The sequence below is a fragment of the Streptomyces sp. SAT1 genome, from assembly GCF_001654495.1.
Lineage (GTDB): Bacteria > Actinomycetota > Actinomycetes > Streptomycetales > Streptomycetaceae > Streptomyces > Streptomyces andamanensis.
This window is the reverse complement of sequence record NZ_CP015849.1, coordinates 2,085,859-2,098,799: the sequence shown is the minus strand read 5'-3', so window position 1 is coordinate 2,098,799 and position 12,941 is coordinate 2,085,859. Positions and strand designations below refer to the sequence as shown.

Annotated in this window: 10 protein-coding genes; 5 read left to right on the top strand and 5 right to left on the bottom strand. The window is 74.3% G+C overall.

Annotation, left to right across the window (positions count from 1 at the left end):
* Positions 1-246 precede the first annotated feature (246 nt).
* Positions 247-906, top strand: coding sequence for an HAD-IA family hydrolase (locus A8713_RS09145; RefSeq protein WP_064532968.1), 660 nt, complete (start codon positions 247-249; stop codon positions 904-906).
* A gap of 253 nt (positions 907-1,159) precedes the next feature.
* On the opposite strand, the gene A8713_RS34160 is transcribed toward A8713_RS09145, so the two are convergent.
* Positions 1,160-2,047: a peptidoglycan-binding domain-containing protein gene (locus A8713_RS34160; RefSeq protein ID WP_237305330.1), complete on the bottom strand. Its 888-nt coding sequence runs from the start codon at positions 2,045-2,047 to the stop codon at positions 1,160-1,162.
* Positions 2,048-2,690: 643 nt separating this feature from the next.
* Between A8713_RS34160 and A8713_RS09135 the strand changes: the two genes are divergently transcribed.
* On the top strand, positions 2,691-4,778 hold the full coding sequence (locus A8713_RS09135; protein ID WP_173860823.1) for an MFS transporter: 2,088 nt from the start codon (positions 2,691-2,693) through the stop codon (positions 4,776-4,778).
* A gap of 53 nt (positions 4,779-4,831) precedes the next feature.
* Here A8713_RS09135 and A8713_RS09130 read toward each other — a convergent pair whose 3' ends face one another.
* Together A8713_RS09130 and A8713_RS09125 are read right to left on the bottom strand one after the other, a co-directional pair.
* A complete protein-coding gene (locus tag A8713_RS09130) occupies positions 4,832-5,350 on the bottom strand; it encodes a GNAT family N-acetyltransferase (RefSeq protein ID WP_064532966.1) in 519 nt (172 codons plus the stop codon).
* A gap of 55 nt (positions 5,351-5,405) precedes the next feature.
* Complete coding sequence (locus A8713_RS09125) at positions 5,406-5,840, bottom strand: J-domain-containing protein (RefSeq protein ID WP_064532964.1); 435 nt, start codon at positions 5,838-5,840, stop codon at positions 5,406-5,408.
* Positions 5,841-5,987: 147 nt separating this feature from the next.
* On the opposite strand from A8713_RS09125, the gene A8713_RS09120 reads away from it, so the two are divergent.
* On the top strand, positions 5,988-6,419 hold the full coding sequence (locus tag A8713_RS09120) for a hypothetical protein (protein WP_064532962.1): 432 nt from the start codon (positions 5,988-5,990) through the stop codon (positions 6,417-6,419).
* A gap of 97 nt (positions 6,420-6,516) precedes the next feature.
* Here the strand turns inward: A8713_RS09120 and A8713_RS09115 are convergent, their stop codons facing one another.
* The gene (locus A8713_RS09115) at positions 6,517-7,191 is read right to left on the bottom strand and encodes an O-methyltransferase (RefSeq protein ID WP_064532959.1); all 675 of its coding nucleotides are present in this window, start codon (positions 7,189-7,191) and stop codon (positions 6,517-6,519) included.
* A 101-nt stretch (positions 7,192-7,292) separates the two neighbouring features.
* Entirely contained in the window at positions 7,293-8,660 is a 1,368-nt protein-coding gene (gene proP, locus A8713_RS09110; protein ID WP_064532957.1) for a glycine betaine/L-proline transporter ProP, read from the bottom strand.
* A 554-nt stretch (positions 8,661-9,214) separates the two neighbouring features.
* Between proP and A8713_RS09105 the strand changes: the two genes are divergently transcribed.
* Both A8713_RS09105 and A8713_RS09100 read left to right on the top strand, forming a co-directional pair.
* On the top strand, positions 9,215-11,440 hold the full coding sequence (locus A8713_RS09105; protein WP_064532955.1) for a bifunctional glycosyltransferase 87/phosphatase PAP2 family protein: 2,226 nt from the start codon (positions 9,215-9,217) through the stop codon (positions 11,438-11,440).
* Position 11,441: 1 nt separating this feature from the next.
* Complete coding sequence (locus tag A8713_RS09100) at positions 11,442-12,935, top strand: glycosyltransferase family 39 protein (protein ID WP_064532953.1); 1,494 nt, start codon at positions 11,442-11,444, stop codon at positions 12,933-12,935.
* Positions 12,936-12,941: the final 6 nt, after the last annotated feature.

Below are 12,941 nucleotides of genomic sequence, written 5' to 3'. Positions count from 1 at the left end.
CGGGGGCGTGCCGGAAGGGTGCCCCCGGGATCCCGGCGCCCGGCCCGGAGCTGAACTTCCGATGAAGTCCGGTGAAGGGTGTGCGGGGCGGTGGCGGGAAGCCGGTCTCGTTTTGTACCGTGGGGAAACAAAGTGGCTCCCGCCCGTTCTCCCTGACCGGCGGGCGGGGCCGCCTTGTCCCCTCCGGGAAGCCCGGCGGGACAGCCGGGGCCCCTCCGCACGCCCCTCCGCACCTTGGAGCTGCCGATGACGGCCACCGCCGTGCTCACCGCCCGCGCCCTCCTGCTCGACATGGACGGCACCCTCGTCAACTCGGACGCCGTCGTCGACCGCATCTGGCGGCGCTGGGCCGACCGGCACGGACTGGACGGCGACGAGGTGATGAAGGTGGTGCACGGCCGCCAGGGGCACGCCTCCATGGCGCTCCTGCTGCCGGACCGCCCCCAGGAGCAGAACATCGCCGAGAACGCCCGCATGCTCGCCGAGGAGACCTCGGACATGGACGGCGTGGTGCCCGTGCCCGGTGCGCCGGAGTTCATGGCCGCGCTGCGCGGGCTGCCGCACGCCCTGGTGACCTCGGCCGACGTGGGCCTGTCCACCGCGCGGATGGCCGCCGCCGGGCTGCCGCTGCCGGACGTGCGGGTCACCGCCGAGTCCGTGGGCGCCAGCAAGCCCGACCCCGAGGGCTTCCTCAAGGGCGCCGCCGAACTCGGCGTCGAGCCCGCCGACTGCGTGGTCTTCGAGGACTCCGGCGCGGGCATCGCCGCCGGCCGGGCCGCCGGGATGCGCGTGATCGGCATCGGCCCGCGCGCCGCCCTCCACGAACCCGACGCGGTCGTGCGGGACCTCACCGAGATCCGGGTCGAGCCGGTGGGGGACGGGACCGTGCGGTTGCACCTGGGCTGATCGTCCAGTTGGTGGGCTGACCGCCCGCCTGGCCGGTAGGCCGGTCACCGGCCGCTGGGCGCGCTGGGCTGGGGGCTGGCAGCAGGCCGGCCGTGGACCGGCCGCCGGGTGGCCGTGGACCGGCCACGGACCGGCTGCCGGGCGTGGGCCAGTCGCGGATCGGCCGCTGACCGGCCACCGGCCGTCGAGCGGTCGTCGCCCGGCCACTGGTCACCGGCCGCTGGCCCTGGCCGCCGACCGCGCAGGCCCCGTCTCACCAGTGCGTCGGCTCCGCCTCCAGGCTCGCTCGGGTCGCCGGGCCGTACACGCCGAAGCCGTCCGAGGTGATGCCGCGGGCCCACTGGTAGTTGCGTACCGAGTCCTCGACGCTGCGGCTGTAGTAGCCGTCGATCGCGTCGGTGTAGAGGTACAGCCGCGTCAGGCGCTCCTGGAGGTCGCGCACCGCGGGGCCGTGGTCGCCCCGGCGCAGGGACCCGGCGGGCTGCGTGGAGGCGGTGGCCAGGGTGTTCGGCGGGCTCTGCGGGGGCGAGGCGGTGCCCGGCCCTGGTACGGCGGCGCCGGTCGGGGATCCCGAGGGCGTCGGCGAGTGGCCGGTGGCCGAGGGCGACGCCGACGCCGACGCCGTCATGCTCGCGCTGGGCGAGGGCGACGTGGTCGCCGACACGGACGGCGAGGGCGAGCGCACCGGCGCGGCACTCGTCGGCGCGGACGGCGGGACCGTGGGCGCCGGGCCGTCGGGGATGCCCTCCCGCACGTCCTGGGCCGCGCCGTCGCGCGCGGGGGACTCGTACGAGAACAGACCGCCGGCGTACGCGGTCGCCGCGACGACCGCCACCACCGCCGTCGACACGGCGATCACAGCGGCGGGGCGGCGCCGGCGCCGACGGGACCCGCCCGGCCCGTCGCCCGTGCCGTCCGCCCCGGCGGACGGGTCCACGGCCTCGAAGGCCCGGGTGGAGCGGGCGTCGAACAGGCTCAGGTCGGACGCGCTGGGCGCACCCGCCCGCTGCGTCAGCGGGGTGGGCAGGGCGGGCGGAGTGATGGCGCGCAGCGACATGGTGGCGTCCGGGCCGTGTGCGCCGTGCGCGGCGCCCGCGCCCTCGGCGGCGTCCGCGCGGGGCGCGCCGTGAACGCCGCTCACGCCGGGCGCACCGTCCGCAGGGGCTGTACGGGAAGCGCCCCCCGCGCCCTCAGCGCCACCCGCGCCGCCCGCGCCGTCCACGACGGGCACCGGCCGGGTCTCCGCCTCGGCCCGGGTGGCCCCGGCGCCCCCGGCGCGCTCGCCCTCGGCGGCAACGGGAGCCGTACTCGCCCCCGAGCCCGCACCGACGACCCCGGGGCCACCCGGGCCTCCGGCGTCACCCGGGCCTCCAGGGCCTCCAGGGCCTCCAGGGCCTCCAGCGTTACCCGAGTCTCCAGGGTCACCCGGGTCTCCGGGGTCCCCGGGATTCACGTATGGCCGTATCCGCAGCGGGTCGAAGTCCTCGGCCCGCGCCGCTTCCGCCGTCCGCGCGTCGCGCAGGGCATCGGCCGCCCGGCGGCCGCAGGCGCACGACGGGGAGTTGTCCGCGCTGCGGGGTGCCCCGCACTCCGGGCAGACATGCCGTTTCGGCTCTTCCACGCGCCGGTCCCCTCCCAGTCCGAACTCCAAGGATTATGCAGATCCCCTCCACACCTTCTCCCCGAAGCCCCCGGAATGGCGGCGCCCGAAGGGGGACTCGACAGGCCATAACCGGACACATTGATGACGATGGAGGGTGTCACGCGAGCGTCGGGAGGTCTCCATGGCCGGGGATGGACACGGCACGACCGGTACGCCGGAGACCCCGGGGGTGCCGGAGACGGTGCCGCACGGCGCCGCGCCCGACGACTCCGAACACGTCCCGGGCAACGTCCTCGTCTCGATCGGCGCGCTGCTCCTGGGCATGCTGCTGGCCGCGCTCGACCAGACGATCGTGTCCACCGCGCTGCCCACCATCGTCAGCGACCTCGGCGGCCTGGAGCATCTGTCCTGGGTGGTCACCGCCTATCTGCTGGCGTCGACCGCCGCGACCCCGCTGTGGGGCAAGCTCGGTGACCAGTACGGCCGCAAGAAGCTGTTCCAGACCGCCATCGTGATCTTCCTGATCGGTTCCGCGCTGTGCGGGATGGCGCGGAACATGCCCGAGCTGATCGCGTTCCGGGCCGTGCAGGGGCTGGGCGGCGGCGGGCTGATGGTGCTGTCCATGGCGATCGTGGGCGATGTCGTGCCGCCCCGCGACCGCGGCCGCTACCAGGGGCTCTTCGGCGCGGTGTTCGGCGCGACCAGTGTGCTCGGGCCGCTGCTCGGCGGTCTGTTCACCCAGCATCTGAGCTGGCGCTGGGTCTTCTACGTCAACCTGCCCGTCGGTGTGGTCGCGCTCGCCGTGATCGCCACCGCGCTGCACATCCCGCGCAAGACGCAGCGCCATGTCATCGACTACCTCGGCACGCTGCTGATCGCCTCGGTCGCCACCTGCCTGGTGCTGGTCGCCTCGCTCGGCGGCACCACCTGGGGCTGGGGCTCGCCGCAGATCATCGGCCTCGCGGTGCTGGGCGTCCTCCTCGCGGCGGCCTTCGTCGCCGTCGAGCACCGGGCGGCCGAACCGGTGCTGCCGCTCAAGCTGTTCCGCATCCGCACCTTCACGCTCTCCGCGGTGATCAGCTTCATCGTCGGCTTCGCGATGTTCGGCGCGATGACGTACCTGCCGACCTTCCTCCAGGTCGTGCGGGGCATCTCGCCGACGCTGTCCGGTGTGCACATGCTGCCGATGGTGGTCGGCATGCTGCTGGCGTCCACCGGTTCCGGGCAGATCGTCAGCCGGACGGGGCGCTGGAAGGTGTTCCCCGTCACCGGGACCGCCGTCACCACCGTCGGCCTGCTCCTGCTGCACCGGCTCGACGAGCACAGCTCCACCGCCGAGATGAGCGCGTACTTCTTCGTCTTCGGTCTCGGTCTGGGCCTGGTGATGCAGGTCCTCGTCCTCATCGTGCAGAACGCCGTCAGCTACGAGGACCTGGGCGTCGCCACCTCCGGCGCCACCTTCTTCCGCTCCATCGGCGCCTCGTTCGGCGTGGCCATCTTCGGTACGGTCTTCGCGAGCCGGCTCGGCGACCAGCTCGCCGCCGCCTTCCGGGGCACACGGCTGCCGCCGGGCGTGACGGCGGACGCCCTCAAGTCCGACCCGCGCGGCATCGGCGCCCTGCCGCCCGCTCTACGCCCGGCCGCGCTGCACGCGTACGCCTCCGCCATCACCGACGTCTTCCTCTACGCCGCCCCGGTGGCCCTTCTCGCCTTCCTCCTGGCCTGGTTCCTGAAGGAGGACAAGCTGCGCGGCTCGGTCACGGCGCCGGACGGCACGCAGACGCTCGCCACCAACCCGGTGGAGCGGTCCTCGTACGACGAGGTGTGCCGGGCGCTGTCGGTGCTGGGCACCCGCGAGGGGCGGCGCGAGATCTACCGGACGATCACCGCGCGGGCGGGCTACGACCTGCTGCCCGCGGCGAGCTGGCTGGTGCTGCGGATCAACAAGTTCGGGTGGGTGGAACCGGCCCTGCTCGCCGAGCGCGTCCCGGTGCCGCTGACCGTCATCCTGGAGGCGGCCCGCCAGGTCGAGGAACGCCGGCTGGCCGAACGGCAGGGCCTGGACCTCGTCCTGACCGACCAGGGGCGCGAGGTCGCCGAGCGGCTGGCCCACGCCCGCGAGGAGTCCCTCGCCGAGCTCCTGGGCGACTGGTGGACTCCCGGCCGCTCCACCGACCTGACCCAGCTCGTGAAGGAGCTGACCGGCGAACTCTGCGGCTCCGACGGCGAACGCCCCCACGACGGACGGCCGGTCACCCGTCAGCTCTGACCGCCGTGCCGCGACGCACCGTGCCGCGACGCGATGGCGGAGACGCGGGCGCCTCAGCGCAGGGCCTTGGCGAACCAGTGCTCGGCGTAGAGGGAGTCGTTGTGGGGTCCGGTCTCGGTGTAGCCGAGGCGGGCGTACAGGGCGCGGGCCTCGACGAGGTCGTGCCGGGTGTCCAGGACCATGCGCCGGGCGCCGAGGGCGCGGGCCGCCTCCTCGGCGGCGGTGACCAGGAGCGCTGCGCCGCCCCGGCCGCGCGCCTGCTCGTACAGGAACACCCGGGTCAGCTCGGCGGTGCCGGAGTCCAGCAGCCGGACCCCCGCCGTTCCCGCCGGTCGCCCCTCGTAGCGCCCGAGCAGCAACTGCCCGGTGGGCGGCGCCAGTTCCGCTCCGGTGACGGCGGCGATCTCCCGCTCCAGCTCGTCCGGACCGGTGCGGCGCCCCTCGTGCAGCAGATACCAGCGGTCGCTGACCTCGGTGTAGTACGCCCGCCACAGAGCGGCGGCGACCGGCGAGTCGTACGGCTCCGGGCTCACGCTCCAGGACACGGCGGTGGTCGACGGCGGCAGCGGCATGCGCACATTCTCACCGGCGGGCCACACGCGTCCGCAACCGGATATCACCCGCCCGTCAGCCGGACGAGCCGTCGCCCGCCGCCCGTGCTTCCCGCCCTCCCCGCCGTGCGCGCCACTCGGCCACGACCTCCTCCACGTCGAACCGCCGCAGGCCCAGCGGCGGACCGGGTGGCGGCTTCACCATCATGTCGAGGATCTTGGTGTTGATGTCCGCGACGATCCGGCGGACGGCGCTCTCCGAGGGGGCCGCGTGGGCCGCCGCAAGGGCGTCCTCGGCCTCCTTGCGCAGGGCGAGGGTCGGCGGGAGGACGGACAGGCCCTCGCGGGCGAGCTTGCGCTTGACCCACCACAGTTCGTCGTACGTGGTGTCGTCCGGGAGGGGCTTGCCCGCGCCGGGGAGCCGGTCGAAGGCGCCGCGCGCCTGCGCGTCGCGGATCTCCTTCTCGACCCAGGACTCGAACGGCACACCCGGTGGCTTTCGCTCGGTCATGGGCTCATTGTGCCGGACATGCCCCGCCCAGGCGATTTATCATTCCGCCGCGGTGCGTCAACCGGGCGCTCCGCGACCGGTGTTGGCGCGCACGGCCGGCCACGCGCAGACTGCGGCCCGGGGCGCCCCGAACCACGAGGAGCGCACGTGCTCGAACTCACCATGGCCGCGGTCGCCGGGACGGACGCGGGCAGCACCGCGGGCATGCTGATGGCCGAAGCGCCCAGCGAGCCGGGTGCCGTGCTGCGGGTGGGCCGGGACCGGGCCGTGTGCCGGCTGGCGACACCCGAGGACTGGCTGTTCGTCTCCCGCGTCCACCTGGAGTTCCGCTGCGGAGCCGGGGGCGCCTGGCGGGTCACCTGGCTGCGCGGCTCGCAGCCGGAACCGTCCGCCGAGGTCCGGCTGACCTTCGGCGCGCAGGGCGGCGCGCCGGGCAGGGCACAGCTCGGCGCGCAGGGCGGCGGCCCGCTCGGATACGGCGCCACCGCCGAACTGCCCCGGGGCGGCTCGGGCGAGATAGTCGTCCGGGACCGCACCAGCCCGCGCAGCCTCAGTGTCGGCTTCTACCACGAGGTGTGAGCGGCACGAGGTGTGAGCGGGCACGAGGTGTGAGCGGGCACGAGGTGTGAGCGGGCCGCGCGCGGCCCGGACGGACGGGCGGGCGGGCGACGGGGGCTCAGTCGTCGAGCACGAGGGCCAGCGCGAAGCCGTCGTAGCCCTTGCTGCCCACCGTCTGGATGGCGGTGCCGTCCAGGCGGGGGTGCTCGGCGACGAGTTCCAGCGCGCCGCGGGTGCCGCGCACGCTCGGGTCGGTGCTGTCCGGGTCGGTCACGGCGCCCCCGCGCACCACGTTGTCCAGGATGATCAGGCTGCCGGTGCGGGTCAGCCGCAGCGCCCACTCCACATAGCGCGGGTTGTTGACCTTGTCGGCGTCGATGAAGACCAGGTCGAAGGGGGCCGGGTTCTCGTCGGCGAGCTTGGGCAGCGACTCCAGGGCGGGACCCACCCGCACCTCGGTGATCCGGTCGAGCCCGGCGTGCGCGAGGTTGCGGCGGGCCACGTCGGCGTGGTGGGCGTCGTACTCCAGCGTGACCAGGCGGCCGTCCTCCGGCAGCGCGCGGGCCAGCCAGATGGTGCTGTAGCCGCCCAGCGTGCCGATCTCCAGGACGTTGCGGGCGCCCTGGAGGCGGGCCAGGAGGTGCAGCAGTTTGCCCTGGCTCGCAGTGACGTTGATCTGCGGCAGGCCCTCGGTGTCGCTGTCCCGCTGCGCGGCCCGGAGGGATTCGTCCTCCGGGGAGAGCAGGCCGGAGAAGTAGGCGTCCACGTCGTCCCAGAGCTGCGAGTCGCTCATGCACCATGCCTTTCGTGTGCCTAGTTAGATCCGCTAACTAGCTGCGCTAACGAATATAGCCCGGCGGCACGAACAGTGTCAGCGAATTGCGGCCCCGGCGCTCACGACTCCACGGAGGGCGGCGAACCCGGCAGCGGGCGCCCGGCGGACTCCGCCATGAACCACACGGCCACACCGCCGATCAGCGACGCCGCCATCATGTAGTAGGCGGGCATCATCATGTTGCCGGTCGCGCCGATCAGGGCCGTGACCACCAGCGGGGTGGTGCCGCCGAACAGCGACACGGAGATGTTGAAGCCGATCGACAGGGAGCCGTAGCGCACCCGGGTCGGGAAGAGGGCGGGCAGCGCGGACGGCATCGCCGAGGTGAAGCAGACCAGGAGCAGACCGAGCGCGCCCATGCCCAGGCCGATGGCGAGCAGGCTGCCCTGGCGGATCAGCAGCAGCGCGGGGACGGACAGCAGCAGGAAGCCCGCGCAGCCCGCCGCGATCACCGGACGGCGGCCGATCCGGTCGGTGAGCGCCCCGGCGAACGGCTGGACGATCATCATCAGCGCCATCACGGCCAGCACGACCAGCAGCCCGTGCGTCTCGTCGTACTTCAGCTCACTGGTCAGATAGCTGGGCATGTACGACAGCAGCATGTAGTCGGTGACGTTGAAGACCAGCACCAGGCCCATGCAGAGCAGCAGCGCCTTCCACTGGCCCGCGACCATCTCGCGCAGCGGCACCTTCGGACGGCTGGATTCGGACTTCTCGACCTCGGCGGCGAACACCGGGGTCTCCTCCAGACGCATCCGCAGATACAGGCCGATGATGCCCATCGGGCCCGCGATCAGGAACGGGATCCGCCAGCCCCAGGAGACCAGGTCCTCCGAGGACAGCAGCGCCGTCATCAGCGTGACCAGGCCCGCGCCGCCGATGTACCCGGCGAGCGTGCCGAACTCCAGCCAGCTCCCGAGGAACCCGCGGCGCCGGTCGGGGGCGTACTCGGCGATGAAGGTGGACGCGCCCGCGTACTCGCCGCCGGTGGAGAAGCCCTGCACCAGGCGGGCGGCCAGCAGCAGGATCGGGGCGCCCACGCCGATCGTGGCGTACGACGGGATCAGGCCGATGGTGAAGGTGCCCGCGGCCATCATGATCATGGTGACGGCCAGCACCTTCTGCCGCCCGACGCGGTCGCCGAGCGGGCCGAAGACCATGCCGCCCAGCGGGCGCACCAGGAAGGCCGCGGCGAAGGCGCCGAAGGTGGAGAGCAGCTGGGCCGTGGGGTTGCCGGAGGGGAAGAAGACCTTGCCCAGGGTCACCGCGATGTAGCTGTAGACACCGAAGTCGAACCATTCCATCGCGTTGCCCAGCGCGGCGGCCTTCACGGCCCGCCGCACGAGCGCCGGGTCGGTGACCGTGGCGTCGGAGCGGTTCTTGGTGAGAGTGACAGGGCGGGGTGCGGTGACGGTGGCAGCCGACAAGGCTTCGCTCGCCTACCTTTCGACGGGGGCAGGGACGCGACCCGCGCGGCGGCGCTGTCGCCGGGTCCGGCCGGTCCGCACGGGGCGGTCCGGCACCGGTCCGCGCGCGGCGGTCCGGCACCGGTCCGCACGGGGTACGGACCGAAAGCGGCCCCCGCGTGACATGGCTGGAAAGCGACGTTCGCGGTGGGCCAGAAATCGACCATACGACCGCTTGCTCCCCTTGCGTGGTGTAAGCAGGTCGATGCACAGAGCACTCAAATGGGCGATACGCAGGGACGTATGCCCGCTTCGGGGCGTCCGGCACGGTTCCGCGTTGTGATCCTTGTCGCGCCCCACGACCGGGTACGAGGGACCGGGAGACAGGTGGAACCCGGCCCGGGGGCGTCTTCCGGGGAGGGGCCGGCGCCTCACGGGGGGCTTCCGTGGCGGTGCCGCGCGCCTCATAGGGTTCGTAAGGGTTCGTACCGGGACAGGCAGACGTCCCGGCGCACGGGACGCGGCACGCGGATTCGCGAGCGCGCGGGACGAGTGGGGCGGGAGGCCGACGAGGCGTGGCGGATGCGAAGCACAGCGGCGGACCGGTGGCGGCCTTCGGGGGCGGTGCGGCGGCGGCCGCGGCACCCGCCGGAGGACGCCTGAGAGCGGCCCGGCTGGGCCTGTGGCTGATCGCCGGGCTCCTCGCGATACGGCAGGTGGCCGTCGTCCTCGCCACCCCGCGCGGGGACCGGCTGACGGACCTGGAGACCTGGGTGGGACCGCACGGCGTCCTGCACGTCAAGGGCTCCCTGTACGAGACGGCCAGCTTCACCGGCACCCCCTTCAGCGGCCTCGTCCTCAAACCGCTGACCAACGCCGCCGAGCGGGCCCTCGGCTGGAGCTGGATCTTCGGCACGCTGCTGCTGGTCGTCGCCCTCGGCCTGGTCGCCGCCCGCGCGCTGCCCCAGCCGGCCGGGCGCCGCACCGCGCTGCTGGCCGCGCCCGTCGCGATCAGCCTGCTCATGCTGTCCCTGCCGGTGCGCAACGCGTTCTGGCTCGGCCAGACCGGTGTCCTGCCGGTGCTGCTGGTGCTGCTCGGCCTGTTCGCCGTGCGCGGCGAACGCACCGGCGGCCTCCTCGTCGGGCTCGCCGCCGCGCTCCAGCCGACCACGCTGCTGTTCGCGCCCCTGCTGTGGTGCACCGGGCGCAGACGGGCCGCCGCCGCGGCCGGCGCCACCTTCGCCACGGGCACCGCCCTCGCCTGGGCGGCCATGCCGCACGACTCCGCCGTGTACTGGATCCGCCACTGCGCGGGCACCGGCCTCGGCGGTCCGGCCGACGCCCGCGCCAACCAGTCCCTGCACGGCGCCCTGCTGCGCTTCGGGCTGACCGGCCCGCTGGAGATCGCGCTGTTCCTGGCCCTGGCCGCCGCCGTCGCCGTCCTCGCCCTGCGCCGCGCGGTCCGCTACGCCCATGACGGACAGCTCCTGCTGGCGGTCGCCGTCACCGGCTGCGCCGTGATCGCCGTTTCGCCCACCGCCTGGCAGCACCAGCTCCTGTGGGTGCTGCTCTCGGTCGCGGGCCGGGCCGGACGGCGCGCCTCCGACCGGTACGTGTGGCCGGTCGCCGTGGTGCTGGTGCTGACGCTGCCCGCGCGGGCGATGCTGCCCCAGATGGCGGTCCTGAACCCGCTGCGCGACAACCTCGTCCTGCTGGCGGCCCTGGCGGCGGCCACCGCCGTGCCGTTCCTGTCCCGTGCCGACGAGCACTACCGCACCCCGGTCGCCACCCGCTACGCGGACCCGGTGCCCGCCCGCCTCCGGCACGTCCCGCTCGTCCCGTTCCTGCGCCGGGTGCTCACCCGCCCGAACCTCCTGCTCGAACTGCTCCTGATCCGCGTCACCTACGCCGCCTACTCCCAGGTCCGGGTGGTCGCGCGCGGGGACCGCGCCACCGCCGAGCACCACGGCCGCCAGGTGCACTCCCTGGAGCACTTCCTGCACCTCGACATAGAGCACTGGGCCAACCACGCCATGGTCCGGCTGCCCCGGCTCGACCACTTCCTCAGCTACTACTACGAGACGTTCCACTTCGTCCTGCCGCTGACCGTCCTCGGCGTGCTCTACCTGCGGCGCCCGGCCGACTACCGGTGGGCGCGCACCGCCCTGGGCGTGGCCACGCTGCTCGCCCTGGTCGGCTTCTGGCTCTACCCGCTGGCCCCGCCCCGGCTCATGCCGGGCTTCGGCTTCATCGACACCGTGCACGGCGTGCAGGACTTCTCCAAACCGGAGTACGGCGCCCTGACCGCGCTCACCAACCCGTACGCGGCGATGCCGTCCCTGCACTTCGGCTGGGCGCTGTGGTGCGGTGTGGTGATCGCCGTGGTGGCGCCGCGCTGGTGGATGAAGGCCCTCGGCCTGCTGCACCCCCTGTTCACCGTCTCCGCGATCATCGGCACCGCCAACCACTGGGTACTGGACGCGGTCGGCGGCGCCACCGTGGTCGCCACGGGCTTCACGGTGACCTACCTGCTGTCGGGCCCCCGCGCGCGGACGACCGCGACCCGCCCGCCGGAACTCCGGAAGGCCACCCCGGCCCCGGTCTCCGGCGCGGCCTCGACCACGGGGGCGGTCCCGTCCGCCGGTGCGGGCTCGGGTACCGGTCCGGTTCCGGTCGCCGGTGCGGCCCCGTCCGTCGGTGCGGGCTCGGCCACCATCCCGTCCCAGGCCACGGGCACCGATGCCGACACCGACACCGACACCGACCCGGGTGACCCCAGACCCGCATCGGCGGCGCGCTGAGATGACGCGTACGGCCTCGCCACGCACGACGGTGCGGGCCGCTCTGCCCACCGTCGCGCCCGCCGCCCTGGCGCTCGCCCTCGGTCTGTGGGGGATCGGGCGGCGGGACAGCATGTGGCGGGACGAGTCCGTCACCCACCAGGTGGCCCACCGGTCCCTGGGGGACCTCGGACGGCTGCTGGGCCACATCGACGCCGTGCACGGCCTCTACTACCTGCTCATGCACGCCGTGTTCGCGCTGTGGGACGGCGGCCTGCTCGCGCTGCGCCTGCCCTCGGTCCTGGCGACGGCGCTGGCGGCGGCGGGCGTCGGGGTGACGGGCGCCCGGCTCGCGGGCCGCCGCGCGGGCGTGCTGGCCGGTACGGTCTTCGCCGTGCTGCCGGTGACCCAGCAGTACGCGCAGGAGGGCCGCTCGTACGCGCTGGTCACGGCGGCGGTCACCTGGGCCACGTACTTCTTCCTGCGCGCCCTGGACGCGCCGGGCCGCCGCTGGTGGGCCGGGTACGCGGTGCTCCTGGCCGTGGCCTGCTGGCTGCACGAGTTCGCCGCCCTGGCGCTCACCGCACACGCCCTGACCCTGTGGCGGCTCGGCGCGCCGCGCCGCACCTGGCGCCGCTGGGCGCTCGCCTCGGCCGCCGTCCTCGCCGCCCTGCTGCCGCTGGCCGTGCTGAGCGCCCGTCAGGCCGACCGTCAACTGGGCTGGCTGGGCCGCCCGAGCGTCGCCATGTGGTTCCAGTACGCGGCCGTCGCGGCGGTGTGCGCGCTGCTGGCGCGGTGGCTGTCGCGGGACGGGACCGGCGAGCCCGGGAGGGGTGGTGAGGCGCGCGGCCGGGTGACGCTCGTCCGGCTCGGGCTGGGGCTGGCCGTCCTGCCCGCCGGGCTGCTGATGACGGTGTCGCTGGTGAAGCCCTGGTACGTGGACCGGTACGTGATCTACGGGATGACGGGTGCCGCGCTGCTCGCGGGCGCCGCCCTGGACCGCGCGGTCGCCGGGCGCGCCCGGTGGCGCCGGGCGGTCCGGGTGCCGGTGGCGTGCCTGGCGGCCGTGGCGGCGGTGGCCGTGCTGCTGCCGTGGTCGCTGGCGGTGCGCTCACCGCAGAGCCGCAAGGACGACGTGGTCGCCGTCTCCCGGGAGGTGCGGCGGCTGGCCCGGCCCGGGGACGGTGTGCTGTTCCTGCCCGCCCGGCGCCGCGAGTGGCTGCTGTCCCGTCCCGCGCTCTACGCCCGCCTGGACGATCTGGCCCTGTCCGGCTCGCCGGCGGCCTCGGCCACCCTCCAGGGCACCGAGCTGCCCGCCGCGGAGATCCGGCGGCGCATCCTCGCGGCCGACCGGATCGTCGCCCTCGCCGACCCGCCGGGGCAGCCCCTGGACCCGTACCCCCAGGAGGCCGTCAAACGGGACGTGCTGCACCGGCAGTTCGAGGTCTGCGCACGCGTCCACGTGCACGGCGCGCAGGTCCTGCGCTACGCCCGCCCCGGCCGCTGCGGGCGCTGACCGCAC

Excerpts from the sequence above, each read along its gene's own strand:
- A8713_RS09145 (WP_064532968.1), top strand. The coding sequence starts at position 247 with ATGACGGCCACCGCCGTGCTCACCGCCCGCGCCCTCCTGCTCGACATG.
- A8713_RS09135 (WP_173860823.1), top strand. The coding sequence starts at position 2,691 with ATGGCCGGGGATGGACACGGCACGACCGGTACGCCGGAGACCCCGGGG.
- A8713_RS09130 (WP_064532966.1), bottom strand. The coding sequence starts at position 5,350 with ATGCCGCTGCCGCCGTCGACCACCGCCGTGTCCTGGAGCGTGAGCCCG.
- A8713_RS09125 (WP_064532964.1), bottom strand. The coding sequence starts at position 5,840 with ATGACCGAGCGAAAGCCACCGGGTGTGCCGTTCGAGTCCTGGGTCGAG.
- A8713_RS09115 (WP_064532959.1), bottom strand. The coding sequence starts at position 7,191 with ATGAGCGACTCGCAGCTCTGGGACGACGTGGACGCCTACTTCTCCGGC.
- A8713_RS09100 (WP_064532953.1), top strand. The coding sequence starts at position 11,442 with ATGACGCGTACGGCCTCGCCACGCACGACGGTGCGGGCCGCTCTGCCC.